The sequence below is a fragment of the Lelliottia sp. EB106-05-01-XG201 genome (assembly GCF_058791735.1).
The window spans coordinates 1,553,276-1,578,874 of sequence record NZ_JBYTDV010000001.1; the positions used below are offsets into that span (position 1 = coordinate 1,553,276).

Annotated in this window: 21 protein-coding genes; 8 read left to right on the forward strand and 13 right to left on the reverse strand. The window is 56.4% G+C overall.

From position 1 onward, the window contains the following. Positions 1-43: 43 nt before the first annotated feature. Positions 44-1,804: a DNA repair helicase RadD gene (gene radD, locus AC3WS9_RS07265; RefSeq protein ID WP_492487529.1), complete on the reverse strand. Its 1,761-nt coding sequence runs from the start codon at positions 1,802-1,804 to the stop codon at positions 44-46. Positions 1,805-1,954: 150 nt separating this feature from the next. Between radD and rsuA the strand changes: the two genes are divergently transcribed. The 3 genes from rsuA to AC3WS9_RS07280 all read left to right on the forward strand — a co-directional run bounded on the left by rsuA (position 1,955) and on the right by AC3WS9_RS07280 (position 5,147). After that, positions 1,955-2,662: a 16S rRNA pseudouridine(516) synthase RsuA gene (gene rsuA, locus AC3WS9_RS07270; RefSeq protein ID WP_285149278.1), complete on the forward strand. Its 708-nt coding sequence runs from the start codon at positions 1,955-1,957 to the stop codon at positions 2,660-2,662. Between the two features lie 15 nt (positions 2,663-2,677). Beyond that, positions 2,678-3,874 carry a Bcr/CflA family multidrug efflux MFS transporter gene (locus AC3WS9_RS07275; RefSeq protein ID WP_282495125.1) on the forward strand — a complete coding sequence of 399 codons (1,197 nt, stop codon included), beginning with the start codon at positions 2,678-2,680 and terminating at the stop codon, positions 3,872-3,874. Between the two features lie 928 nt (positions 3,875-4,802). Beyond that, the gene (locus AC3WS9_RS07280; protein ID WP_282495124.1) at positions 4,803-5,147 is read left to right on the forward strand and encodes a YejG family protein; all 345 of its coding nucleotides are present in this window, start codon (positions 4,803-4,805) and stop codon (positions 5,145-5,147) included. Positions 5,148-5,150: 3 nt separating this feature from the next. On the opposite strand, the gene yejF is transcribed toward AC3WS9_RS07280, so the two are convergent. The 9 genes from yejF to AC3WS9_RS07325 form a co-directional block, all read right to left on the reverse strand. After that, entirely contained in the window at positions 5,151-6,740 is a 1,590-nt protein-coding gene (yejF, locus tag AC3WS9_RS07285; protein WP_492487532.1) for a microcin C ABC transporter ATP-binding protein YejF, read from the reverse strand. 1 nt (position 6,741) lies between these two features. Further along, complete coding sequence (locus tag AC3WS9_RS07290; protein ID WP_492487534.1) at positions 6,742-7,767, reverse strand: ABC transporter permease; 1,026 nt, start codon at positions 7,765-7,767, stop codon at positions 6,742-6,744. Then, positions 7,767-8,861, reverse strand: a complete 1,095-nt coding sequence (locus AC3WS9_RS07295; protein WP_285144024.1) for a microcin C ABC transporter permease YejB — start codon at positions 8,859-8,861, stop codon at positions 7,767-7,769. Before AC3WS9_RS07295 ends, AC3WS9_RS07290 begins: the two co-directional genes overlap by 1 nt. Positions 8,862-8,870: 9 nt before the next feature. Continuing rightward, positions 8,871-10,676, reverse strand: coding sequence for an extracellular solute-binding protein (locus tag AC3WS9_RS07300; RefSeq protein WP_492487536.1), 1,806 nt, complete (start codon positions 10,674-10,676; stop codon positions 8,871-8,873). An 88-nt stretch (positions 10,677-10,764) separates the two neighbouring features. After that, complete coding sequence (locus tag AC3WS9_RS07305) at positions 10,765-12,321, reverse strand: cyclic di-GMP phosphodiesterase (RefSeq protein ID WP_492487538.1); 1,557 nt, start codon at positions 12,319-12,321, stop codon at positions 10,765-10,767. Between the two features lie 201 nt (positions 12,322-12,522). Continuing rightward, positions 12,523-13,092, reverse strand: a complete 570-nt coding sequence (gene mepS / locus AC3WS9_RS07310) for a bifunctional murein DD-endopeptidase/murein LD-carboxypeptidase (protein ID WP_282495117.1) — start codon at positions 13,090-13,092, stop codon at positions 12,523-12,525. A gap of 416 nt (positions 13,093-13,508) precedes the next feature. After that, positions 13,509-14,222, reverse strand: coding sequence for a phosphatase PAP2 family protein (locus tag AC3WS9_RS07315; RefSeq protein ID WP_492487540.1), 714 nt, complete (start codon positions 14,220-14,222; stop codon positions 13,509-13,511). A gap of 43 nt (positions 14,223-14,265) precedes the next feature. After that, complete coding sequence (locus AC3WS9_RS07320; protein WP_492487542.1) at positions 14,266-15,243, reverse strand: CobW family GTP-binding protein; 978 nt, start codon at positions 15,241-15,243, stop codon at positions 14,266-14,268. Between the two features lie 121 nt (positions 15,244-15,364). Then, positions 15,365-16,831 carry a mannitol dehydrogenase family protein gene (locus AC3WS9_RS07325; RefSeq protein WP_492487544.1) on the reverse strand — a complete coding sequence of 489 codons (1,467 nt, stop codon included), beginning with the start codon at positions 16,829-16,831 and terminating at the stop codon, positions 15,365-15,367. Between the two features lie 204 nt (positions 16,832-17,035). On the opposite strand from AC3WS9_RS07325, the gene uxuA reads away from it, so the two are divergent. Next, a complete protein-coding gene (uxuA, locus tag AC3WS9_RS07330) occupies positions 17,036-18,226 on the forward strand; it encodes a mannonate dehydratase (RefSeq protein ID WP_282495111.1) in 1,191 nt (396 codons plus the stop codon). A 122-nt stretch (positions 18,227-18,348) separates the two neighbouring features. Here uxuA and yeiP read toward each other — a convergent pair whose 3' ends face one another. After that, positions 18,349-18,921, reverse strand: a complete 573-nt coding sequence (gene yeiP / locus AC3WS9_RS07335) for an elongation factor P-like protein YeiP (RefSeq protein WP_095282688.1) — start codon at positions 18,919-18,921, stop codon at positions 18,349-18,351. 165 nt (positions 18,922-19,086) lie between these two features. On the opposite strand from yeiP, the gene AC3WS9_RS07340 reads away from it, so the two are divergent. After that, a complete protein-coding gene (locus AC3WS9_RS07340) occupies positions 19,087-19,341 on the forward strand; it encodes a YkgJ family cysteine cluster protein (RefSeq protein ID WP_285149286.1) in 255 nt (84 codons plus the stop codon). Here AC3WS9_RS07340 and setB read toward each other — a convergent pair. Further along, on the reverse strand, positions 19,338-20,519 hold the full coding sequence (gene setB / locus AC3WS9_RS07345; protein ID WP_282495109.1) for a sugar efflux transporter SetB: 1,182 nt from the start codon (positions 20,517-20,519) through the stop codon (positions 19,338-19,340). The genes AC3WS9_RS07340 and setB overlap by 4 nt on opposite strands. Positions 20,520-20,872: 353 nt before the next feature. Between setB and fruB the strand changes: the two genes are divergently transcribed. From fruB to fruA, 3 genes are read left to right on the forward strand one after another with little or no spacing between them, the layout of a single operon-like run. Further along, positions 20,873-22,003, forward strand: a complete 1,131-nt coding sequence (gene fruB / locus AC3WS9_RS07350) for a fused PTS fructose transporter subunit IIA/HPr protein (protein WP_492487546.1) — start codon at positions 20,873-20,875, stop codon at positions 22,001-22,003. Next, complete coding sequence (gene fruK / locus AC3WS9_RS07355) at positions 22,003-22,941, forward strand: 1-phosphofructokinase (RefSeq protein ID WP_095282683.1); 939 nt, start codon at positions 22,003-22,005, stop codon at positions 22,939-22,941. The genes fruB and fruK overlap by 1 nt, the downstream gene beginning before the upstream one ends. A gap of 16 nt (positions 22,942-22,957) precedes the next feature. Next, a complete protein-coding gene (gene fruA / locus AC3WS9_RS07360; protein ID WP_285144031.1) occupies positions 22,958-24,649 on the forward strand; it encodes a PTS fructose transporter subunit IIBC in 1,692 nt (563 codons plus the stop codon). 71 nt (positions 24,650-24,720) lie between these two features. On the opposite strand, the gene nfo is transcribed toward fruA, so the two are convergent. Next, positions 24,721-25,578, reverse strand: a complete 858-nt coding sequence (nfo, locus tag AC3WS9_RS07365; RefSeq protein WP_492487549.1) for a deoxyribonuclease IV — start codon at positions 25,576-25,578, stop codon at positions 24,721-24,723. Between the last annotated feature and the right edge of the window lie 21 nt (positions 25,579-25,599).

The following is a 25,599-nucleotide window of genomic DNA, read 5'->3' on the forward strand; positions in this document are numbered from 1 at the left end:
GCATTTTATACTCAAACGCCATTCACATCAATCAAAAGTCCCGTTAACCGCGCAATTCATTAGCCCGACGGAAGCGTCCTTCATAGTCGAAGAGCTTCTCGCGCACCTGCCAGAACTGGCCTTTTTTACGCGCGACGACAAAATCCGGGTGGCGCAACAACGCTTCCTGATGGACGATATCGGCGACGGTGATCCAGCGTAAAGGCACGCCCGGCGTGCGGGTGTGCGGGCGGATAAACAGCTGTTCGAAGGCCGTGCGCTGGGCGGGGGTATGCAGACGGAAGCGCTCGCTAACGTCCGCGCCGTCTTCATCGTAATAGGTAATTTTCAGCCATTCGCCTTTCTCGTCGGCTCCGGGTTGCAGCGCCATGCCGGAGCAGCGCAGCACCAGCGCGTCTTTCAGTTTCAGCGCGGCTTTCAGCATGTCATCGGGGTCGACCAGTACCGTGTCGCACTGGCGACAGCGCCGGGCGGCGATGTCATTTTCAGCGTTACACTGCGGACAGTTTTTAAAGCGGAAGCGATAATCGCACTGCTCGCGATGACCGTCATCGTCCTCAAACCAGCCCTGGCAGCGGCGGCCAAAATGTTCAATCAGCGTGCCGTCGGCAGTGGTTTTCCCCCAGAAAGTATTGGCGAACCCGCAGCCGGGGCAGAATACCTGCACCGGGACGTTGCCGCTTTTACCTTTCGGTGTCCCCACTTCGGGCGAGTAGAGATCGTGCGGGTTTCCGGCGTAGTCCAGAATCAGGCAGTCGGTCTTGCCGGGCGCCAGGCGCAGTCCACGTCCGACAATCTGCTGATACAGGCTGACGGACTCGGTGGGGCGCAGGATCGCAATCAAATCGACATGCGGTGCGTCAAAGCCGGTGGTCAACACCGAGACGTTCACCAGATAGCGGAACTGCTGCGCCTTGAAGGCGTCGATCAGCTTGTCGCGCTCAGGGCCTGGCGTTTCGCCGGTGATCAGCGCTGCGTCGTCAGGCGGGAGCAGGCCGGTTATCTCTCTGGCATGCTCGACGGTGGCCGCGAAAATCATCACCCCTTTGCGCGTCTGGGCGAACTCTTCGATCTGGCTGATGATGTGCGGCGTAATACGCTGCTGTTTTTTCAGCTCCTGGTTCATATCCGCTTCGCTGAACAGGCCGTTGCTCTGGGCCTGCAGGCGGCTGAAATCATATTGCACCACCGGCATATCCAGCCGCTCGGGCGGCGTCAGGTAGCCGTGCTTGATCATGTAGCGCAGAGGGAGCTCATAGATGCAGTCGCGGAACAGGGCCTTTTCGTCGCCGCGCACCATACCGTGATAGTGAAACTGGTAGATCCAGCCTTTGCCGAGGCGGAACGGCGTCGCGGTCAGGCCCAGCAGGCGAACCTGCGGGTTCACCTCTTTCAGATGATTGAGGATTTGCTGATACTGGCTTTCGTCGTCATCGCTGATCCGATGGCACTCATCGACAATCAGCAGCGAGAATTCACTGCGAAAATGCGCCAGGTTTCGCGCCACCGACTGCACGCTACCAAATACCACTTTGCCGTGGCTCTCTTTGCGTTTTAGTCCCGCAGCGAAAATATCCGCCTCCAGGCCCAGGGCGCAGTATTTGGCGTGGTTCTGCGCCACCAGCTCTTTGACGTGCGCCAGCACCAGCACGCGGCCACGCGCGAGGCGCGCCAGTTCGGCAATCACCAGGCTTTTGCCTGCGCCGGTGGGCAGGACGATGGCGGCAGGTTCTTTATGTTTGCGAAACCAGGCGAGGGTGGCGTCGACGGCCTCCTGCTGATAGGGGCGAAGTGTAAAAGTCATGGGCTCTCTATTTGGTTATCTCGCACATAGTATGCCACGAAACTTTTTCCCTTGAGTGGCGCGAACAGACCGCTATACTGGACCGTTCTTGACTGCTTCTTTTTCGGACATGTTGTCCGACTTCCAGCACCATAAAGGCTATAAGATTTCATGCGACTTGATAAGTTTATCGCTCAGCAACTCGGCGTAAGCCGCGCTATTGCCGGGCGCGAAATTCGCGCCAGCCGCGTTACCGTGGATGGCGAAATTGTGAAAGACAGTTCTTTCAAACTCCTGCCAGAACATGACGTTGAGTTCGACGGCAACACGTTGGCCCAGCAGAACGGCCCGCGCTACTTCATGCTCAACAAGCCGATAGGGTACGTCTGCTCGACGGACGACCCGGATCACCCGACGGTGCTCTACTTCCTCGACGAACCGGTCGCGCACAAGCTGCATGCGGCAGGGCGTCTGGATATCGACACCACCGGGCTGGTGTTGATGACCGATGACGGCCAATGGTCGCACCGTATTACGTCTCCGCGCCATCACTGCGAAAAAACCTATCTGGTCACGCTCGAATCGCCGGTGTCTGACGATACCGCCGGGCAGTTTACCAAAGGTGTGCAGCTGCATAACGAGAAAGATCTGACCAAACCGGCGGTGCTGGAAGTGATCACCCCGACTGAAGTGCGTCTGACCATCAGTGAAGGGCGCTACCATCAGGTGAAACGTATGTTTGCCGCGGTCGGCAACCGCGTTGTCGGGCTGCACCGCGAGCGCATCGGTGAGATCGCTCTCGATCCGGAGCTTGAACCCGGTGAATACCGCCCGTTGACGGAAGAAGAGATTGCCAGCGTTGGCATGCCTTCACGCTAATTTCAGGAGCACACTGTGACCACCAGGCCACACTCATCAATCAGCATCGTGTTTATCCTTGGCCTGCTGGCCATGTTGATGCCGCTGTCTATCGACATGTACCTGCCTGCACTGCCGGTGATTTCCGCGCAGTTTGGCGTACCGGCCGGCAGCGCGCAAATGACGCTCAGCACCTATATCCTCGGTTTTGCCGTCGGGCAATTGCTGTACGGCCCAATGGCGGACAGCATTGGCCGCAAGCCGGTGATCCTCGGGGGAACGCTGGTGTTTGCGGGTGCGGCGGTGGCCTGTGCGCTGGCGCAGACGATCGATCATCTGATCATCATGCGTTTCTTCCACGGCCTGGCGGCTGCGGCGGCGAGCGTGGTGATTAACGCCCTGATGCGCGATATCTATCCGAAGGAAGAGTTCTCGCGCATGATGTCCTTCGTCATGCTGGTCACCACCATCGCGCCGCTGCTGGCGCCGATGATTGGCGGCGCGGTGCTGGTGTGGTTTAGCTGGCACGCCATCTTCTGGATCCTGGCGATTGCGGCGCTGTTGGCGTCGGCGATGATCTTCTTCTTTATCGATGAAACCTTGCCGGTGGAACGTCGGCAGAAGTTTCATATTCGTACCACCATCGGTAACTTCGCCTCGCTGTTCCGTCATAAGCGTGTACTGAGCTACATGTTGGCGAGCGGTTTTAGCTTTGCGGGGATGTTCTCCTTCCTCAGCGCCGGACCGTTCGTGTACATCGAAATTAACCACGTCTCGCCGCAGCACTTTGGCTATTACTTCGCGCTCAACATCGTGTTCCTGTTTGTGATGACCATCATTAACAGCCGCTTTGTCCGCAGGGCAGGGGCGCTGAACATGTTCCGCGCCGGGCTGTGGATCCAGTTTGTGATGGCAATCTGGATGATGCTGACTGCCTTCTTCGGCGTCGGTTTCTGGGCGCTGGTGGTGGGTGTGGCGGCGTTTGTCGGCTGCGTGTCGATGGTCTCTTCCAACGCGATGGCGGTTATCCTCGATGAATTCCCGCATATGGCGGGCACCGCGTCGTCGCTGGCCGGAACCTTCCGCTTCGGAATTGGCGCGATTGTCGGGGCGCTGCTCTCGATGGCGACGTTTAATACCGCCTGGCCGATGATTTGGTCGATTGCGTTCTGCGCCACCTGTTCGATTCTCTTCTATCTCTACGCCAGTCGGCCGAGAAAATCGGCAAGCTGAAGAAGAAAAGGGGCCAATGCGGCTAATGCTGGCCCCAAGACCTTTATGGCATCAGTGGAATTGTTCCGTTCACTTTCCTTCCTCTGCTTCCGGTCCATCTCTCTGCGGTGAACGTGCCTGGGTGGCTCAATCGCCACCACCCTGGCAACCCCGGCTCCCGGCAAAGAAAATCGCCGCTTCGCGGTGCCTTCGTCTTATTCCTTCCAGCTGACGGGGACGGGCGCAGGTAACATCCCTGTAAGTCGCGCCCTCGACGCACATCCCTGTGCGTCGCCCCTACCTCCAGTCAACGCCTCAGCGATTTTCAGCCGGACTCCCGCTCCCTCCGGCTTCACAGCTGTCTGTATGTGGCACCGATGTGGGTCCCCGCAGAAATCGGCGAACCGGAGGCCAGAGGCGAAACGAGACAGGAAGTCGAGTCGAGCCGACCGCGGGCAGCAGGCCGGGAGGTGAGCGCAGTGCGAAGCACCGATTTCATGGCGGGGCGCGGGGATTGCAAAGGGGGCCGCGTGGCCCCCTTTGCACGTTCACAGGTTGTGACGCGATTATATTCTGCTGAACATGAGGTGAACGGAACAACCTCAGCTGCTTAACTGACCAGCATTAGCCAATGCAGCCTCTTTTTTTGATACTCGTCAACCAAACTCGCGTTTGTTTACCCCATGTTTGTTTCTTTTATGTAAAATCTATTTATGTAAAAAGTCACATCGTTGTAGTTAAAAAGGTTGAGTTAGATCGCAGAAACGGGTACATATAGCGCCAAAGCGAGCCTGTAACTCACAAAATAATGCCAGCAAACCAGAGACGCCAAAGCCCGTAACATCAGGCGGCAAGCGGTTTCTGAGGAAAATAACGGCAGGTTAGCAACGATGTGTTACTATAAATGTAAATAAATTGTGAAGTCTTTTTGGGCTTCCGGGGAAAGAACGTGAATACATTACAACTCTCCATTGTCCATCGCTTGCCCCAGAGCTATCGCTGGTCGGCGGGTTTTGCAGGTTCGAAAGTTGAACCGATTCCGCAAAGTGGAAAAGAGGGCGAAAACAGTCTGGTGGCGCTGAAATTGCTCAGCCCGGACGATGAAAACGCATGGCCAGTGATGGAGCGTCTGAGCCAGGCACTGACAGATATCGAAGTCGTCAGCTCCGTACTGGAGTGCGAAGGCGAGCCCTGCCTGTTTGTCAACAGCCAGGACGAATTTGCGGCGACCTGCCGTTTGAAAAACTTTGGCGTGGCGATCGCCGAGCCGTTTTCCGGCCAGCATCCTTTCTGAGCGTCAGCGCAGCGCTAACAGCTGACGCGTATACTCATGCGTCGGCGCGGCAAACACGCGCTGGCAATCCCCTTGCTCGACCACCTCTCCCTGTCGCAGCACAATCACCTGATGACACAACGCGCGCACTACCTGCAGGTCGTGGCTGATAAAGATATAGGCCAGTCGGTGCTTTTCCTGTAAGTCCTTCAACAACGCCAGAATCTGCGCCTGCACGGTGCGGTCGAGAGACGACGTCGGCTCATCCAGAATAATCAGCTCCGGTTTCAGGATCAGCGCCCGTGAAATGGCGATACGCTGGCGCTGGCCGCCAGAAAATGCCGCCGGATAGCGATGGCGCGTGGCCGGATCCAGCCCCACCTCCTGCATCACCCGAATCACTTCATCTTCACGCTGACGAGCGCTCAGCGCTGGCTGATGCACGCGCAGACCTTCTTCAATGATTTGCAGCACGTTCAGCCGCGGATTCAGCGACGAGTTTGGGTCCTGAAACACCACCTGCATCCGCGGGCGGACGGGCAACATCTGCCGACGGTTCCAGCTGTGCAGCGGTTTGCCATCAAACAGAATCGTCCCCTGAGAGTTGATCAGGCGCAGCAACGCCAGACCGGTAGTGCTTTTGCCAGAGCCTGATTCCCCGACCAGCCCCAGGGTTTCACCCGGGCGCAGGGAAAAGCTGACGTCTTTCAGCACTGCGTTTTCTGCCACCACGCGACGGAGAATTCCCTTGCGCACCGGGAAGGAGACGCCGAGATTTTCGACGTTCAGCAGCGGTTGACTGCCCTCGGTCAGCGGGACGGGATCGCCCGACGGTTCGCTGTCGAGCAGACGCTGGGTGTAAGGGTGTTGCGGGGCATGGAACAGGGCCGTCGCCGTGTTCTGTTCGACGCAGCGGCCGTTTTGCATCACCGCCACCTTGTCGGCGAGTTTCCTCACAATGCTGAGATTGTGGGTGATAAACAGCAGGCTCATGTTGAGCTCGTCGCGTAACTCGCGCAGCAGCTGCAGGATTTGCGCCTGCACCGTGACATCCAGCGCGGTGGTTGGCTCGTCGGCAATCAGCAGCTCCGGGCGCGTCAGCAGCGCCATGGCGATCATCACGCGCTGGCGCTCGCCGCCCGACAGCTGATGCGGAAAGTCCGTCAGACGTTTAGCGGCATGACGAATGCCGGTGCGCTCAAGGCAATCCAGAATCTCGCCCCGGGCGGCCTCTTTGCGCATTCCCCGGTGCAGGGACAACACTTCGTACAGCTGTTTTTCCAGGGTGTGCAGCGGATTGAGGGAGACCATCGGCTCCTGGAAAATCATCGCGATTTTGTTCCCGCGCATGCCGCGCAGGGTGTGTTCATCCGCGTGCAGTAACGACTGCCCGTGGAACAGGATATCGCCCTGCGGATAGACCACCGGCGGGGAGGGGAGCAGACGCAACACCGACAGCGCCGAGACGCTTTTGCCAGAGCCGGATTCCCCCACCAGCGCCAGGGTTTCACCGGCCTGGATCTGCAGGGAGAGATCGCTCACCACTTCACGCGTTTCACCCTGCTGAGTAAAGGCGATGGAGAGATGTTCGATGCTGAGGAGAGGCTGCGTCATCTTATACCGCCTTGTTGGGATCGAAGGCATCGCGGACCGCTTCGCCAATAAAAATCAGTAACGACAGCAGCACGGCCACCGACAGAAACGCCGTTATTCCCAGCCACGGAGCCTGCAGATTGTTTTTTCCCTGCAGCAGCAGTTCACCCAGCGACGGCGAGCCGAGAGGCAAACCGAAGCCGAGAAAATCGAGCGAGGTGAGGGTGGTGATGGAACTGCATAGGATAAACGGCAGGAAGGTCAGGGTCGCCACCACCGCGTTAGGCAGCATATGGCGGAAGATAATGCTGCGATCGCTGACGCCAAGCGCCTGCGCCGCGCGGATGTAATCGAAGTTACGGGTACGCAAGAATTCCGCGCGCACCACGCCCACCAGCGCCATCCAGCCGAACAACACCGTAATGCCGAGCAGCCACCAGAAGTTGGGCTGCAACACGCTGGAGAGCAGAATAATCAAAAACAGCGTCGGCATGCCGGACCAGACCTCAATAAATCGCTGGCCCCAGAGATCAATTTTCCCACCGTAATAGCCCTGCACCGCGCCCGCCACCACGCCCATTACGCTAGAAAATAGCGTCAGCATCAGGCCGAACAGGATCGATATCCGCGTGCCGTAGAGAATGCGAGCCAGCACGTCGCCGCCGTTGGCGTCGGTGCCCAGCCAGTTTTGTGCAGAAGGCGCAGAAGGGAAGGGCGTCGAGGTGGAGAAGTTAATGCTGTTCGCGCCAAAGCGAATCGGGGCCCACAGCACCCAGCCGTCGCTGTCGAGACGATCGCGCAGCCACGGGTCCTGATAATCTGCCGGTGTGGCAAAGGGCCCACCAAAATCGCTCTCACTGTAGTTGGTGAGTACCGGCGTGTACCAGCGATCGTTGAAATGCACCAGCAGCGGTTTGTCGTTGGCAATCAGCTCAGAGCACAGACTCAGGATAAACAGAACGGCAAAAATCCACAGGGACCAGTAGCCGCGACGGTTGTGGCGCAAACGCGCCCAGCGGGCCTGGTTGACGGGGCTTAAGTGCGGCATCAGCGGCCCTCAAAATCAATGCGGGGATCGACCAGCGTGTAGCTGATGTCGCTGACAATGTTCAGCAGCAGGCCAATCAGGGTGAAAATATAGAGTGTACCGAACATCACGGGATAATCGCGCGAGACGGTGGCTTCGTAACCGAGCAGGCCAAGACCGTTAAGGGAGAACATCACCTCGATCAGCAGCGAGCCGGTGAAAAACATGCTGATAAAGGTGGCCGGGAAACCGGCGATCACCAGCAGCATGGCGTTGCGGAACACGTGCTTCCACATGATCTGTTTCTCGCTCACCCCTTTGGCCCGCGCGGTCACCACGTACTGTTTGCGGATCTCATCGAGAAACGCGTTTTTGGTCAGCATCGTCAGGGCCGCGAACCCACCTATCACCGTCGCCAGCACCGGCAGGGTGATATGCCACAGATAATCGGTGATCTTCTGATACCACGGCAGGGAGCTGAAATCGGCTGACACCAGTCCGCGCAGCGGGAAGAGGTCGAAATAGCTGCCACCGGCGAAAAAGACAATCAGCAGAACCGCGAACAGAAATGCGGGGATCGCGTAACCAATGATGATGAAAGTGCTGCTCCAGATGTCGAAGCGGCTGCCGTTGTGCACCGCTTTGCGGATCCCGAGCGGAATCGACACCAGATAGATAATCAGCGTGCCCCACAATCCGAGGGTGATTGACACCGGAAGACTGTCTTTGATGAGCTGGATCACCGATGCGCTACGGAACAGGCTGTCGCCAAAGTCAAAGCGGATGTAATCCCAGAGCATCTTGAAATAGCGCTCATGAATAGGTTTGTCGAAGCCGTAGCGATGGGTGATCTCGGCGATCACCTCAGGATCTAACCCGCGCCCGCCGCGATAGTGGCTCTCGCTGATATTCCCGGTGCCGGTTTGCGCGTGGCTGGCGCGCAGGCCTTCGCCACCGCCGCCCGGTAATCCGCCGCTGTGACCAAACTCAACGGCAGCGATGGCCTGGTCGACCGGGCCGCCGGGGGCAATCTGCACAATGAAAAAGTTAATGGTGATAATCGCCCACAGCGTTGGGATTATCAGCAATAAACGGCGAATCAGGTACGCACCCATTTTTATTCCTTAACGCCGTTCAGCGGGCAGTTTGGCGGCTTTATTGACGTCATACCACCAGTTATCCAGCCCCAGAGAGTAGATTGGGCGAATGGATGGCTGAGAGAATTTATCCCACCAGGCAATGCGATCCTCACCCATAAACCACATCGGCAGCATGTAGTAGTTCCAGGTTAAAACCCGATCGAGGGCGCGGCCCAGCGGCAGGAGCTTCTCTTTGTCGCCCTGTGCGGCAGTTATTTGCGCAATGAGATTATCGATGACCGGGCTCGTGACGCCGGGAGCATTGTAGGACGAGTTGATGTATTCCGAGGCCCAGGAGATGCGCAAATTGCTGTTTGGCCACGGCTGGGCCTGCCACAGGCGCGGCATCATGTCATAATCGCGGTTACGCATGCGGTTGGTGATCTGTGCGTTATCGACCTGGCGGATCTCCACGGTGACGCCTAAACGTTCCAGATTGTGCTGGAACGGGAGCACCCACTGATTGTTGCCCGCCGAAGAGAGCAGCAGTTCGAAGCTGAGGGGTTTTCCGGTTTGCGCATTCACCCGTTTCTGGTTTTTCAGCACCCAGCCCGCGTCGTCGAGCAGCTTACTGGCTTTGAGTAAGTTTTCACGGTCGTAGCCATCGCCTTTCGACGTTGGGGGCTCAAAGATGCTGGTAAAGACTTCCGGCGGAACCTCGGCTTTGAGGGGCGCCAGCAGGGTCAGCTCGGCGGCGTCAGGATAACCCCGCGCTGCGTACTCCGTATTCTGGAAATAGCTGTTGGTGCGGCTGTAGGCCCCGTAAAACAGGGCTTTGTTCATCCACTCAAAGTCAAAGGCGAGGGTAATAGCCTGGCGGACGCGTCGGTCGGCAAACACCGGACGCTGAATATTAAACGCCAGCCAGCGCGTGTCCTGGGCGGATTCGTTCTTTTGCTCATCTTTCACAATGAAGTGGTTGGCAAAGTTTTTGCCCACGTAGCGAGTCGCCCAGTTTTTGGCGCTGACTTCCTGGCGCATATCGAACGCCCCGGCTTTGAAGGCTTCGAAGGCGACGTTATCGTCCAGATAGTAGTCGTATCGGATGGTATCGAAATTCCAGCGACCCCGGTTGACCGGTAAATTCGCCGCCCAGTAATCTTTGACCCGTGAATAGACCACGTATTGCCCCATCTTCCAGCTGGTGATGCGGTATGGCCCGCCCGCCAGCGGAGGTTTAGAGATAGGCTCGCTGAGCTTATGGTCTTTCCAGAACGACTCGGGCATCACCGGGAGCGAGAAAAGACTCAGCATGTTCTCTTTGCCCGGCTCGGCGAGCTCAATGCGCACGGTCAGCGGGGCGATGGCTTTCACGGTCGCACCTTTGAACACCAGCCGGAACTGCGGCACCCCTTCGGTCATAAACTTATGGAAGGTAAAGGCCACATCGCTGGCTTTCACCGGGGAGCCGTCATGAAAACGGGCGCGCGGGTTGATCGTCACTTCTGCCCAGGAGAAGTCATCCGCATAGCGCGCGGAGTCGGCGACCAGCGGGTAGTAACTGCCCGGTTCATCATCGGAAGTGACAAACAGCGTGTCGTACAGGGCGTCAGTTCTTTCGGCGGGGACACCGCGCAGGGCAAAGCGGTTGAAGTTATCAAAGGTGCCGAGGGCGGAGAGGGTGATGTTTCCGCCTTTAGGGGCCGCGGGATTAACGTAATCGAAGTGGGTAAAGTTCGCTTCATACTTCGGCTCGCCAAGCACCGCGAATGCGTAGCTCTCTTTAATACTCTGCGCCTGGCAGGTCACGCTGAATAACGCCATTAACAGCAAAACAAAGCGCATAGTCATTCGCAGCGTATCCCTCATCTGTTCTGGCTCACCCGCGGTGAGACTCATGGTTTAGCTGATAATAAGTGACGAAACCGTCATTGGGAAATCATTCGCTCTCTATAGCGACGTCAGATTTCCATTTCAGGAACTGTGCCAGCGGCATCGGGCGGCTGATCCAGTAGCCCTGCAAATAATTCACTCCATGCTGACGCAGCCACGCCGCCTGCTCGGGCGTTTCCACACCTTCCGCCACAGTCACCATGTTCAGACGTCGCGCCAGCGTGAGAACGGCATCCAGCACCGGCGAAGTGACCGTTTCCGTACCTATGGCGTTCACGAATCCGCGATCGATTTTCAGGTAATCCATGGTGAAACGCTCCAGATAGATCAGCGCGCTATGACCGGTGCCGAAATCATCAATCGCAATTTCAAAGCCTTCGTGATGCAACCATTCGAACAGAGGCGCCGCTTCGAGCTGATTAATCATGTCGCGTTCGGTAATTTCCAGCACCACCTGGAAGTGATCGGGTGGCAGCGACGCGGCGAATTCGCGCATGTCATCTTTAAAGTTTTCCGAATGGAGATGGCCTGGCGCAATGTTAATGCCCAGCTTCGCTCCCGGCGGCAGCACGGTTTGTAGCAGCGGCGCATCGCGGATGATCAGCTCAAACAGATGCAGCGTCAGCGGGACAATCAGTTTTTGCGCTTCGGCAAAATTGATAAAGGCATCCGGTGGGATTTCGCCCATCGTCGGGTGTTTCCAGCGCATCAGCACTTCGCAGCCCTGCATCTTCAGCTCTTTTGCATCGACCACCGGCTGATACACCACGTAGAACTGACCGCGTTTAATGGCAGTCAGGATCTCTTTACCCGGGTTCAGACGGATGTTGAGGATATAAAAAGAGAGGGTGCCCGCCGCAATACCGCATATCAGGCCAAAGAGCAGCGCGAAGAGGATTTCGTAGATCGTCCACTCCTGGGCATACAGGTTGATGGTGAGCGGTACGTCTTTCAGGGTCGCGCTGCGGATAGGGGTGCCATGCAAGTCGCTGACGTTGATCAGATGGCCTGACGCGGTGGATAAGGCCATATTGCCAATAATCACCGCGATACCGGCAAACTCGTCCTGGCGCGAGGTATAGAGCAGATAAGGCGTCAAATTAATATTGATGGAGGTAAATACGCCACCGCCTTTGACCAGCGGATTCTGATACCAGACGACGATCGCGGGTTTGTCCGGCAGCATGGGGGTGCCGGGCAGCAGCGCCATATCGACGGATTTGGTGGTATCCAGATCCGGTATCAGCTCCTTCATCGGAACACTCATCGGCCCGGTGGCCGACGAGCAAAACGCGGCGTTATCCCGGACCAGTAAAAAGGCGCGAACGTTGACGCTAAAGGCGGCGCGTGAGGTTAGCTCTGCGCTCACGTCCTGGCAGGTGCTCAGGGTAAAGGGCTGCAGGGTATCAATCGAGGTTTTGAGATCGGAGAAATAACTCTCCATATAGACCCGAAGATCAACGATCAGGGTATCGAACTTCGCTTCCCGCTTATGGTAGCTCAGAAAAAACTGCAGCATTCCGCAGAGCAGGGCAACAATAATGCCCGCGAGGATGCTGCCTGTCAGAACTTTGCGGCTGGTGGAAAAGAAACGAGTGAGCATAAACGTCATTGTTCCTGGATCGTCGTGGTTCCGGCAGGACGACTAATCTTACGTATTTACAAGACTATAGCCTGGTTTTATGCAACCAGTCATATATGAAGGCAGAGCGCGCGGGGTTAAACGGGCAAAAAAAAACACTGCCGAAGCAGTGCTTATTTTTTATCGTGTTGCCAGCCAAGGGATAACCAACAACACGACAGATTAACTGCGACTCAGTACACGGCGCGCTTCGTTATAGCGCTTCTTCCAGTAGGGTTCATTCATGCTGGAAATCGTCACACCGCTGCTGGTGGAAGCATGAACAAACTGGTCGTTGCCGATGTAGATACCGACGTGGCGACCCGTTGAACCGGCACGGAACAGAACCAAATCACCGGTACGCAGTTTGGTACGCGAAATGGACTTACCCATTTCCTGCTGTTCGTAAGTCGAACGCGGCAGATCCATGCCAAATTGCTCGCGGAATGTACGCTGTACAAAACCGGAACAATCGATACCTTTTTTGGTGCTGCCGCCAAGACGATAGCGCACGCCTTTCCAGTCAGCATACTGGTCCATAATGCGGGACTTCACGTCCAGATTACGTACCATATTCTCAAATTCATCCTGAGAGGCTTGCAGTGACGAGGCATCTTCAGTGCCCACAACACGCGTCTCAGGATGCATATTCTTCGCGGTGTTAGACGTACTACATGCAGACAGCAGTACCGCAACTGCTATTGCCGGGATTCCCCGCAAGATATATCTCAAAATCGGTTGAGATTTGACCATGTTGATTATTTTCCCTTGAAGTCCTTAACGATAAATATCGTTATAAAAATGCCAAACGTGACGAGACTAAATACCTGCGCACAATGAGACAATTCTTTATGGTCAAATCTGTGCTCTAACGCACAAACTTATTCACCCTGAGAATAATTATCTCTGTGAGGCAAAACGAGTTCGAGATTAACCGATCCCCTTAGGCATTGAAAGCAAAAATAGGGTCTTTTTTATAAGAAAATGTGATAGAGAAAGTGATTTACCGGGATTGCCTAAAATAGCGGCAATTTAGGTTAAATCTTACGCAACGCATTCATTTGTTTGGTGAATGATATTACGAGAAGATGACAAAATAGCGGATGAATGGCGGGAAAAGCATCAGGGATCGAAAATGATCCCTGATGGATGATGTTAATTTAGGTTGGTTATTTGTTTTCGACTTGTTGCATTTTACCCGGAAGATAGCGATCAAATACCCTAATCAGACGATCGCTTAACGGGGTCATTAAGCACCACGGCACACCAATCAGCACCGCAGAAAGTGAACCGACGGCAATATCGGTCAGCCAGTGTGCGCCGATCATTACGCGCGGGAAGGCGAAAACCACAACAATAATCAGGGCAACCGCGAAGGCTTTTTTGCCGAAATAGCGCAGCATGAATGAAGCGAAAATAAGCAGCATCATTCCGTGATCGCCAGGGAAACTGTCTTTCGACGCATCCTTGGTGGAGATATGCAGTAATTCACTCACCCGATGAATATCCGGGAAGAACAGCGTCGGGCTTGAGCGCTTAACCGGCATCAGCCCTTGCGCCAGCTGGTTAATCACCACGGCGGTCAGCAGCATCACCAGGCCAATCATAATGATGCGGCGGCGTCCGGCGGCATCTTCTTTCCGCCAGAACGAGAGCATTAAGCAGCCCATCGCCAGCAGGGAACAGCCATCGAAGGCGCGATTGTTGGTGATGGCGACAAGCCACAGAATCGCCTGGCTCTTGACCAGCTGTTCATTGAAGAAATGGAAAATACCGGAATCAATCGGGAACCAGAAACCGTGATTCACCGGCAGATACCAGGATAAAAAGAGCGCCACACCGGCGGCGTTGAGCAGTAATATCAGGGGAATTTTTTTAATCATCGTCATATGCATAGCAGTTTAGTCGGGGGCAACGTTAGTGGCTTCAACTTAAACGAAGCTTCAACAAGCTCGCCTGAAGTGCGTTCCAGTCGGTGTTAACCGCACTAATTAACTCTATTCGGCTGTCAGGTGGCGCCACGTTTTGCGTTTCAATGAAGAAGTCAGCGCCCTGACGATTAATGCGGACCAGACCGTCCTGAGTGCGCATGACGCCCTTCACGCGATCCACCGGCGCGAGCCTGGCCCACTCCAGAATGCCAATGGTATCAAAGCAGGTATCGGCGTCAAAAATCCATCCGCAGGCCTGATGACCCTGCCCGCTGTTCAGGCTGCGACGCCAGCGCTGATGTTCTGGCAGACTCAACGCCGCCAGCCCTTTTTGCGGGGCGTGACGGTGGGAGTGAGCGGCGCTGGCTGGCAGTTCAGCTACATTCCTGCGCGGCTGGTCGAGCAGCGCATTATCTATCTTTCCCTGCGTCGCCATGACGAACTGGCGATCGCCGCCAAAATTCTGCCACCAGAAATCAAAGGCATTGCGGCTTTCCTGCGATGCACGGTCCTCTTTATTCGCCACAATGATATCGGCGGAGGCCAGCTGGTCGCGGAAGTTCTCATTTTTCACGGCTTTCTCATCCAGCAGCTGGCGCGGATCGAGAATACATAGCGTCGCGCGGAGATCGATCCACGGCTCATACACCGGGGCGGTGAGGAGATCGAGAATTTGCTTAGGATGGCCTAAACCGGTCGGCTCAATGATTAAACGGTCCGGTTTACCCTGGCGTAGCAGGGTGTTCAGGCCCACCTGCATCGGCAGACCGTTAACGCAGCACATGCAGCCGCCGGGGATCTCTTTGACCATCGCACCACTGTCCGCCAGCAGCGCGCCGTCAATGCCAATCTCACCGAATTCGTTTACCAGGATGGCCCACTTCTCCGCCGGATCTTTGTTGGCCAGCAGATGAAGGATAGAGGTGGTTTTACCGCTACCGAGAAAACCGGTTACGAGGTTAGTTTTGGTCACATGCGCTCCAGGAATAATTGTAATGCTGTAACAATTATCAGTAATCCTGGCGAAAAATAACAGCGCTGGGAAGAGGGGAGGCGAACAGAGGGGCTTCTGTTCGCCTTAAACGCACGATGGGTTAAATGGCGAGGGTCTTAACCACCGCCTGACGCGCGCCGTGTTGGGCAATGCGTTGATACGCCTGATGAATAGCTTCGACAAATTGCGGATGCTGCGGCAAATCCGTACCAAACACTTCGCTCAGCGCCAGCAGGGCGCTGACGCGCTCCTCTTCGCTACTGGTGTCCACCATCGCCCGAATTTTATCGCTGAGAGGATCACGAATATCAATCCTGTTGCCGTTGTCATCGACGCCGCTGACGTAACGCATCCAGCCCGCAACACCCAGTGCCAGCAGCGGCCAGGCGCTTTCGCGTGCTAAATGGACCCGCACGCCCTCCAGCATCCGCTGAGGCAACTTCTGGCTGCCGTCCATTGCGATTTGCCAGGTCCGGTGTTGCAGTGCCGGGTTAGCAAAGCGGGCAATCAGGCTGTCGGCATAACCCGTCAGGTCGACGCCGGTAATACGCAGCGTCGGGGCCTGTTCGTCGAGCATCAGGCGACGCGCGGCTTCGCGGAACGCGTCGTCCTCCATACACTCATTGATATGCGCATATCCGGCGAGATAGCCGAGGTAGGCGAGAAACGAGTGGCTGCCGTTCAGCATGCGCAGCTTCATCTGTTCCCAGGGCAACACGTCCTGCACCATCTGTACGCCAGCCAGTTCCCATTCCGGACGCCCGGCGACGAAGTTATCTTCCACCACCCACTGGATAAACGGCTCGCAGCTGATGGCGCAGGGATCTTCCACGCCCAGTTCACGGGTGATTTCCGCCAGCGATTCTTCGGTGGCGGCAGGGACAATTCGGTCGACCATGGTGCCAGGGAAACTCACGTTTGCCGCAATCCACGCGGCCAGCTCAGGTGAGCGTTTTTCTGCCATCCCCAGCACCGCGTTTTTCACGACGTGGCCGTTGTCAGGGATGTTATCGCAGGAGAGCACGCTAAACGGTGCCAGTCCGCGCTCGTGGCGACGATGCAGCGCCTCCACCAGAATGCCCGGTGCCGAGTGCGGTTCGGACGGATTTTCCAGATCGTGGACGATCCGCGCATTTTGCGTATCGAGTTTCCCTGTCGCCGGATCGATGCAATAGCCTTTTTCAGTGATGGTCAGGGAGACAATCGCCACCTGCGGCTCGCAAAACTTCTCAATAATGGCCGCCAGCGAATCGAGTTTGGCATTCAGACACTCATGCACGGCCCCGACGATAATCGGCTGATTGCCCCCGGCACCTTTTTCCAGCACGGTGAAAAGATGGTCCTGGGCACGCAGCTGACTCATCAGCACATCGCCGCTGAACAGGCTAATCTCACAGATGCCCCAGTCGCCGCCTTTGACGTTGAGCACGCGATTTGTTAACAACGCCTGATGCGCGCGATGAAAGGCACCAAAACCAAAATGGACGATGCGGGAGCGCAACTGCTGGCGATCGAACTGCGGCAGCTGGACGTGAGAAGGGAGCGCGGTGGAGGCAATTGTCTTCATGAAATACACACCTGATTAACCATTAATTAACAATGCCAGTGTAAAGTTATATGACAACAAATTGAATTGGTAAGCCGTAAATATCCAGATTCTGTGAGATCGATCAATCAATCCTGCGGCCTGTATTGACCGTCAGAAACAAGCATGTATGGTAGTCGTCATTGTAACAATCGTATTGGTATAACAACTTAAGAGGGTGAGGCAATGGAACAAACCTGGCGTTGGTATGGGCCGAATGATCCGGTTTCTCTTGATGATGTGCGTCAGGCTGGCGCAACGGGTGTTGTCACCGCACTGCACCACATTCCCAACGGCCAGGTCTGGCCGGTGGATGAGATCAAAAAGCGTCAGGCGGTGCTGGCGGAAAAAGGGCTGACCTGGTCAGTCGTTGAAAGTATCCCGGTGCACGAAGATATCAAAACCCACTCCGGTGAGTTCGACACCTGGATTGCCAACTATCAGCAGAGCATCCGCAATCTTGCGGCCTGCGGCATTGACACCGTGTGCTACAACTTCATGCCGATTCTGGACTGGACGCGTACGGACCTGGAATACCAGCTGCCGGACGGCTCTAAAGCGCTGCGTTTTGACCAGATCGCTTTTGCTGCCTTTGAGCTGCATATCCTCAAGCGTCCAGGCGCTGAAGCAGATTATTCCGCTGAAGAGAAACAGCAGGCGCAGCAATGGTTTAACGATGCGACCGACGCGGACATCGAGAAGCTGACCCGTAATATCATCGCCGGCCTGCCGGGGGCGGAAGAGGGATATACCCTGGATCAGTTCCGCGCGCGTCTGGCGGAATACGGTGATATCGACAAAAATCAGCTGCGTGAAAACATGGCGTACTTCCTGCGCGCGATTGTGCCGGTGGCAGAGGCGTGCGGTTTACGTCTGGCGGTTCACCCGGACGATCCACCACGTCCAATCCTCGGCCTGCCGCGCATCGTTTCCACCATTGAAGATATGCAGTGGCTGAAAGAGACCGTCGACAGTATCAATAACGGTTTCACTATGTGCACCGGTTCATACGGCGTGCGTGCGGATAACGATCTGGTGCGGATGATTGAAACCTTCGGCGATCGCATTCACTTCACCCACTTACGTGCGACCTGTCGCGAAGGCAATCCGAAAACCTTCCACGAAGCGGCGCATCTCAATGGTGATGTGAATATGGTGGCAGTGGTGGATGCGATTCTGAGCGAAGAGCAGCGCCGCAAGAAAGCGGGGGATTTGCGTCCGATTCCGTTCCGTCCGGACCACGGGCATCAGATGCTCGACGATCTGCGCAAGAAAACCAACCCAGGCTACTCGGCGATTGGCCGTCTGAAAGGGATGGCGGAAGTGCGCGGGGTTGAACTGGCGCTGAAAATGACCAAGTATCCAGAGTTGCTTTAACAGGTATCGTCGGGTGGCGGCGTAGCCTTACCCGACCTACAAACCCATAAAAAAAACCGGCCTCGAAGCCGGTTTTTTTTATGGCCGGATAAGGCGCAGCCGCCATCCGGCAAAAAACGCAATCAGTCCGCGCGACCCATATAACGTTTTTCTTCGATATGGATGCGGATCTTCTCGCCAGCAGACAGATATTCAGGAACCTGCACCACCAGACCGGTGGTCAGCGTCGCAGGTTTGTTGCGCGCACTGGCAGAAGCGCCTTTGATGCCAGGAGAGGTTTCGACGATTTCCAGATCGACCGTCTGTGGCAGTTCCAGCGCCAGCAGCTGGCCGTCCCAGGTCAGAACCTGCATATCCGGCATACCGCCTTCAGGAATGAACTGCAGCTCGTCTTCAATCTGATCTTTGGTGAAGATGTACGGCGTGTAGTCTTCTTTATCCATGAACACGTATTCGTTGCCGTCGATGTAGGAGAAGTCAACGAAACGGCGGGTCAGGGTCACGGTATCCACGATATCGTCGCCTTTGAAGCGCTCTTCCACTTTCAGGCCGGTACGCACATCAGCAAAACGCATTTTGTACAGCGTTGCTGCGCCACGGGCGCTGGGGGACTGAACATCGATATCTTTCACAATCAGCAGCTTGCTGTTGTAGTTCAGTACCATACCTTTCTTAATTTCGTTCGCTCTTGGCATTGCAGTAATCCTGTTTACTGGGAGGTAAAAAATATCGCGCCAAATTACTCGCGCGAAGCCTTTCAGGCAAGCGGAATTAGTGGGTTTTGCTATCAATACACAAAAGGTGTTACTGTGCGCGCCACGCCCGACCCTACGGGCATCTGTCACTCATTGAGAGGGTTTATGGATTGTCGTCCAGACTGTGGCGCGTGCTGCACCGCACCGTCCATATCAAGCCCGATCCCAGGCATGCCAAAAGGCAAACCGGCCAACACCCGCTGCGTTCAGCTTTCTGATACCAATCTGTGCAAAATCTTCGGCTCGCCGCTGCGCCCGAAAGTTTGTGGGGCACTTCAGCCGTTAAAAGAGATGTGCGGCAGCACGCGCGAGCAGGCGATGGTCTATTTGATTGAGCTGGAAGCGCTCACCGCGCCCTAAACGTCTTTAATCCGCGTCAGACAGCCGGTGGTAATAATGCACATCACCAGCGCAATCCAGAACACCGTGTGATAGCTCCAGATCTCCGCCACAACGCCCGCCAGCGATCCGGCGATAATCCAGCCGACACGCGTCGTATTAGTATAAAGGGTGGTCGCTGCCCCTGCCTGGCCGGGCATTAAATCCTGGAAGTAGAGCATGCCGATGCCCGCCAGAATGCCAATGTAGATGGCGTTCAGCAGCTGTAGCGCCAGCAGCAGTGCCGGGGTGTGAACCGTCAGCATGCCGATGTAAAACAGCAGACCCGCTACCACCGCAATCCGCATCAAAAAACGCTTTCCGAAGCGCTTCGCGTAATAACCGGCGATCAGCATGGTCGGGATTTCCAGCCCCGCCGCCGTACCCATCATGATACCCGCCAGTTTTTCCGGCAGGTGCAGTTCATCAATTATAAACAGCGGCATATTAATGATGTAGAGGCTGTTGGTGCCCCACATCAGCGTGCAGACGACAAACAGCAGCAGGGCATCGCGGCGGTTGCGGCGTGGGGCTTCCAGCGTCCCAGTCGAGAGTTTGGGCTCTTTGCGCATCGACGGCAGGAAAAACCACACCATTGCTCCGCACACCACAAAGGCCACGGCCGCGCTCAGATACATCACCGTAAAACCAAAGCCCATCGCCAGCGCATAGGCCAGCGGCGGGCCGATCACCCACGCCAGCGAGACCTGGGCGCGCAGAATCGAGCTGAACATCACCGCTTCGCGGCCCGTGTGATCCGCATGTTCTCGCGCAAGGGCGAACATTTGTGGGTTGGCGGTCGAGCCAAAGCTGCTCAGAAACACGCCGACAAACAGCAGCACGAAATAGTTGCGGTTCCAGGCAAACAGCACGCAGGCAAACACGCCGAGCAGGCAGCAGAAGACAATCAGGCTTTTGCGATCGCCTTTGCGATCCGATCGGCCGGCGAGAAACTGGCTGACGAGAATGCCGATGATGGCACTGCCGGTAAAGAAGAAGCCGACCATCGCCGGACGGGCGTGGACTTCGTTGGTCAGGAACAGGCTCAGCGTTGGTGTCTGTAACGCACCGGCGATCCCGGTGAGAAAGGCAACAATCAGAAACGCCGATGACGTCAAATCAAATGGCTTTGGTGAGGCGGCAGCGGGGGAGTTGTGCATGGTTCGATATCGGTGATGTGAAGAGTCGCGGAGTTTACGCCGCTTGTCAGAAAATAAACAGGTGGTGCGGTCAAATTACCCACGAAAAATCAAAATAGCATTTCAAAAACGTTTCAGGCTGAAGTGTGCTGAAGCGAACCGGTAAACGTCCTTGTCATTTCAGCAAATGTGGGAGAAATGTGCGGCACTTCTAAATTCTGAAACGTGAAATGTAACTTTCCTTGCAAGCCATTACATTACGCGCAAGACTTCTTGAAACGTTTCAGCGCTATCTTGTTTTAACTGACGGAGCAGGTTAGCGCATTTTTTCTCATTAAGGCTGAAACGATTCAATTCAGCGAGAGAGGAGAACCATGTTCCAGTTATCAGTGCAAGACATCCATCCGGGCGAACAGGCCGGTAACAAAGAAGAGGCCATTCGCAAGATTGCCGCTGCCCTGGTGCAGGCGGGTAACGTCGCGGACGGCTACGTAGACGGCATGCTGGCCCGCGAGCAGCAGACCTCCACTTTCCTCGGCAACGGTATCGCCATTCCGCATGGCACGACCGAAACCCGCGACCAGGTGCTGAAAACCGGTGTGCAGGTTTATCAGTTCCCGCAGGGGATTTTGTGGGGCGAAGGGCAGGTGGCTTACGTGGCAATCGGTATTGCCGCCAGCAGCGACGAACACCTCGGCCTGCTGCGTCAGCTGACGCACGTCCTGAGCGATGACTCCGTGGCTGAACAGCTGCAATCTGCGACCACGGCTGAAGAGCTGCGTGCCCTGCTGATGGGTGAAAAACAGAGCGAAGCGCTGAAGCTGGATAACGAGACGCTGACGCTCGACGTGGCGGCCTCCGATCTGGTGACCTTGCAGGCGCTGAACGCCGGTCGTCTGAAAGAGGCCGGGGCGGTTGATACCGCTTTCGTCGCCCGCGTGATTAATGACAAGCCGCTGAATCTGGGTCAGGGCGTCTGGCTGAACGACAGCGCAGAAGGCAACGTGCGCAGCGCCATCGCCGTGAGCCGTGCCGCCACCGCGTTTGAAGCCGATGGCGAACACGCCGCTCTGCTGGTGACTGTCGCCATGGCCGATGAACAGCCGGTTTCCGTGCTGAAGCGCCTGAGCGATCTGCTGCTGAACAACAAAGCTGAACATCTGCTGAAAGCGGATGCCGCTACTCTGCTGGCACTGCTGACCAGTGACGATGCTCCGACCGATGACCTGCTGACCGCTGAGTTTGTGGTGCGTAACGAGCACGGTTTGCACGCGCGTCCTGGCACCATGCTGGTCAACACCATTAAACAGTTCGAAAGTGAGATTACCGTGACCAACCTGGATGGTTCGGGCAAACCGGCTAATGGCCGCAGCCTGATGAAAGTCGTCGCTCTGGGTGTGAAAAAAGGCCATCGCCTGCGCTTCACCGCTCAGGGTGCGGATGCTGAACTGGCGCTGAAAGCGATTGGCGAAGCCATCGCGGCTGGTCTGGGGGAGGGCGCATAATGAGCAGACGTGTTGCCACTATTACGCTGAACCCGGCTTACGATCTCGTCGGCTTTTGCCCTGAAATTGAACGCGGCGAAGTGAACCTTGTTCGCACCACCGGCCTGCACGCTGCCGGTAAAGGCATCAACGTTGCTAAAGTTTTAAAAGACTTAGGTATCGATGTCACCGTCGGCGGTTTCCTCGGGAAAGACAACCAGGATGGTTTCCAGCAGCTGTTCAGCGAGCTGGGCATTGCCAACCGTTTCCAGGTGGTTCAGGGCCGTACGCGAATTAACGTCAAGCTGACGGAAAAAGACGGCGAAGTGACCGACCTGAACTTCTCCGGCTTCGAAGTAACCGGCGCAGACTGGGAGCGTTTCGTGAATGACTCCCTGAGCTGGCTGGGTCAGTTCGACATGGTCTGCGTCAGCGGCAGTCTGCCGTCAGGCGTCAGCCCGGAAGCCTTTACCGACTGGATGCTGCGCCTGCGTAGCCAGTGCCCGTGCATTATTTTCGACAGCAGCCGCGAAGCCCTGGTGGCGGGTCTGAAAGCCTCTCCGTGGCTGGTCAAACCAAATCGCCGTGAACTGGAGATCTGGGCCGGCCGTAAGCTGCCAGAATTAAAAGATGTGATTGAAGCCGCCCATGCGCTGCGTGAACAGGGTATTGCTCACGTGGTGATTTCACTGGGAGCAGAAGGCGCGCTGTGGGTTAACGCGTCTGGCGAATGGATCGCCAAGCCACCGTCGGTGGAAGTGGTCAGCACCGTAGGTGCCGGGGATTCAATGGTTGGCGGCCTGATTTACGGTCTGCTGATGCGTGAATCCAGCGAGCATACCTTACGTCTTGCGACCGCTGTTGCCGCCCTGGCCGTGAGTCAGAGCAATGTTGGAATTACCGAACGTACCCAGTTGGCCGCGATGATGGCGCGCGTTGACTTACAACCTTTTAACTAACAGCAGGAGAGGCATAATGAAAACGCTGCTGATCATTGATTCCGGTCTCGGACAAGCTCGCGCCTATATGGCGAAGACCTTGCTGGGCGCGGCGGCACACAAAGCGCATGTTGAAATGGTCGATAACCCAAATGACGCCGAACTGGCGATTGTTCTGGGCGATAAAGTTCCTGCTGACAGCGCGCTGAACGGCAAAAAAGTGTGGCTGGGCGATATCAATCGCGCGGTGGCACATCCTGAATTGTTCCTGAGCGAAGCCAAAGGCCACGCGGCAGTCTACAGCGCACCGGTTGCGACCGCTGCGGTTGCGACTGCAAGCGGCCCGAAACGCGTCGTGGCGATTACCGCCTGCCCAACGGGCGTGGCGCACACATTTATGGCGGCGGAAGCCATCGAAACCGAAGCGAAAAAACGCGGCTGGTGGGTGAAGGTTGAAACCCGCGGTTCCGTGGGCGCTGGCAATGCCATCACCCCGGAAGAAGTGGCGGAAGCGGATCTGGTGATCGTGGCGGCGGACATCGAAGTGGACCTGGCGAAATTCGCCGGTAAGCCGATGTATCGCACCTCCACCGGTCTGGCGCTGAAGAAAACTGCGCAGGAATTTGATAAAGCCCTCGCGGAAGCGAAGCCTTATCAGGCGACGGGCAAATCTGAGTCCTCTGCAACCGAAGGCAAAAAAGAGTCTGCGGGCGCCTATCGTCACCTGCTGACCGGCGTGTCTTACATGCTGCCGATGGTGGTGGCGGGCGGTCTGTGTATCGCGCTCTCTTTCGCCTTTGGTATCGAAGCCTTTAAAGAGCCGGGCACGCTGGCGGCGGCATTGATGCAGATCGGTGGCGGTTCAGCGTTTGCGCTGATGGTGCCGGTTCTGGCCGGTTACATTGCCTTCTCCATCGCTGACCGTCCGGGTCTGACGCCGGGTCTTATCGGCGGTATGCTGGCCGTGAGCACCGGCTCTGGCTTTATCGGCGGTATCATCGCCGGTTTCCTGGCGGGTTACGTGGCGAAAGCCATCAGCTCTAAGCTGAAATTACCGCAGAGTATGGAAGCGCTGAAACCGATCCTGATCATCCCGCTGATTTCCAGCCTGGTGGTTGGCCTGGGTATGATCTACCTGATTGGTAAACCGGTTGCGGGCATCCTCGAAGGTCTGACTCACTGGCTGCAAACCATGGGTACAGCGAACGCGGTACTGCTGGGTGCGATCCTGGGTGGCATGATGTGTACCGACATGGGTGGCCCGGTCAACAAAGCGGCGTACGCGTTTGGCGTCGGCCTGCTGAGTACCCAGACTTATGCCCCGATGGCGGCAATCATGGCGGCCGGTATGGTGCCACCGCTGGCGCTGGGTCTGGCGACTATCATTGCACGTCGTAAATTTGATAAGGCGCAGCAAGAGGGTGGTAAAGCGGCTCTGGTACTGGGTCTGTGCTTCATCACCGAAGGTGCGATTCCGTTCGCAGCCCGTGACCCGATGCGCGTTCTGCCTTGCTGTATCGTTGGCGGCGCGGTGACTGGTGCCATCTCCATGGCGATTGGTGCGAAACTGATGGCGCCGCACGGCGGTCTGTTTGTTCTTCTGATCCCTGGTGCGATTACCCCGGTTCTGGGTTATCTGTTCGCGATTATCGCGGGTACGCTGGTGGCGGGTCTGTCTTACGCGGTGCTGAAGCGCCCGGAAGTGGAAGCGGTGGCTAAAGTCGCCTAAACCTATTGTCGGGTGGCGCTTCGCTTACCCGACCGACAAAAAAGCCGGGTGCTTACGCGACCCGGCTTTTTTTATGCGGCTTGTTCAGCCGTTTGCTGTGCTTTCAGCCAGGCGATCTCGTCCGCCCAGATATCCGGATTCACCGTTTCGAGTACCATCGGGATGCCGTCAAAGCGGTCGTCCTGCATGATAAAGCGGAATGCGTCGTGACCGATGTTCCCTTCGCCGAGGCTGTGATGGCGGTCAACGCGGCTGCCGAACGCGCTTTTGGCGTCGTTCAGGTGCATCCCGCGCAGATACTTAAAGCCCACGATACGTTCGAACTCTGCGAAGGTTTTTTCACACTCTTCGCGGGAGCGCAGGTCATAGCCTGCGGCAAACGCGTGGCAGGTATCGATACACACGCCGACGCGGGATTTATCCTCCACGCCGTCGATAATCGCCGCCAGATGTTCAAACTTAAAGCCCAGATTGCTGCCCTGACCGGCAGTGTTTTCAATGACTGCCGTTACGCCTTGAGTCTGCGCCAGCGCGATGTTAATGGATTCGGCAATACGCGCCAGACAGGCATCTTCATCGATTTGCATCAGATGGCTGCCCGGATGGAAGTTCAGCAGCGTCAGGCCAAGCTGCTCGCAGCGCTGCAACTCATCCAGAAACGCATCGCGCGACTTCTCCAGCGCTTCCTCGACCGGATGGCCGAGGTTGATGAGGTAGCTGTCGTGGGGAAGGATCTGACCCGGCCCGAAACCATACTTTTCGCAGGCGGCTTTGAAATCATCAATCACTTCAGTGGTGAGCGGTGCCGCGCGCCACTGGCGCTGATTTTTGGTGAACAGGGCGAACGCAGTCGCCTCGATTTCGGCGGCGCGAATGGCGGCATTCGCAAGACCACCTGCTGCGCTCACGTGCGCTCCAACGTATTTCATAGGGGACTCCTGTTAACCCGA

Excerpts from the sequence above, each read along its gene's own strand:
- AC3WS9_RS07290 (WP_492487534.1), bottom strand. The coding sequence starts at position 7,767 with ATGCCGCACTTAAGCCCCGTCAACCAGGCCCGCTGGGCGCGTTTGCGC.
- AC3WS9_RS07305 (WP_492487538.1), bottom strand. The coding sequence starts at position 12,321 with ATGCTCACTCGTTTCTTTTCCACCAGCCGCAAAGTTCTGACAGGCAGC.
- radD (WP_492487529.1), bottom strand. The coding sequence starts at position 1,804 with ATGACTTTTACACTTCGCCCCTATCAGCAGGAGGCCGTCGACGCCACC.
- AC3WS9_RS07325 (WP_492487544.1), bottom strand. The coding sequence starts at position 16,831 with ATGAAGACAATTGCCTCCACCGCGCTCCCTTCTCACGTCCAGCTGCCG.
- AC3WS9_RS07315 (WP_492487540.1), bottom strand. The coding sequence starts at position 14,222 with ATGATTAAAAAAATTCCCCTGATATTACTGCTCAACGCCGCCGGTGTG.
- AC3WS9_RS07295 (WP_285144024.1), bottom strand. The coding sequence starts at position 8,861 with ATGGGTGCGTACCTGATTCGCCGTTTATTGCTGATAATCCCAACGCTG.
- AC3WS9_RS07300 (WP_492487536.1), bottom strand. The coding sequence starts at position 10,676 with ATGACTATGCGCTTTGTTTTGCTGTTAATGGCGTTATTCAGCGTGACC.
- uxuA (WP_282495111.1), top strand. The coding sequence starts at position 17,036 with ATGGAACAAACCTGGCGTTGGTATGGGCCGAATGATCCGGTTTCTCTT.
- setB (WP_282495109.1), bottom strand. The coding sequence starts at position 20,519 with ATGCACAACTCCCCCGCTGCCGCCTCACCAAAGCCATTTGATTTGACG.
- rsuA (WP_285149278.1), top strand. The coding sequence starts at position 1,955 with ATGCGACTTGATAAGTTTATCGCTCAGCAACTCGGCGTAAGCCGCGCT.
- yejF (WP_492487532.1), bottom strand. The coding sequence starts at position 6,740 with ATGACGCAGCCTCTCCTCAGCATCGAACATCTCTCCATCGCCTTTACT.
- AC3WS9_RS07340 (WP_285149286.1), top strand. The coding sequence starts at position 19,087 with ATGGATTGTCGTCCAGACTGTGGCGCGTGCTGCACCGCACCGTCCATA.
- fruA (WP_285144031.1), top strand. The coding sequence starts at position 22,958 with ATGAAAACGCTGCTGATCATTGATTCCGGTCTCGGACAAGCTCGCGCC.
- fruK (WP_095282683.1), top strand. The coding sequence starts at position 22,003 with ATGAGCAGACGTGTTGCCACTATTACGCTGAACCCGGCTTACGATCTC.
- yeiP (WP_095282688.1), bottom strand. The coding sequence starts at position 18,921 with ATGCCAAGAGCGAACGAAATTAAGAAAGGTATGGTACTGAACTACAAC.
- nfo (WP_492487549.1), bottom strand. The coding sequence starts at position 25,578 with ATGAAATACGTTGGAGCGCACGTGAGCGCAGCAGGTGGTCTTGCGAAT.
- fruB (WP_492487546.1), top strand. The coding sequence starts at position 20,873 with ATGTTCCAGTTATCAGTGCAAGACATCCATCCGGGCGAACAGGCCGGT.
- mepS (WP_282495117.1), bottom strand. The coding sequence starts at position 13,092 with ATGGTCAAATCTCAACCGATTTTGAGATATATCTTGCGGGGAATCCCG.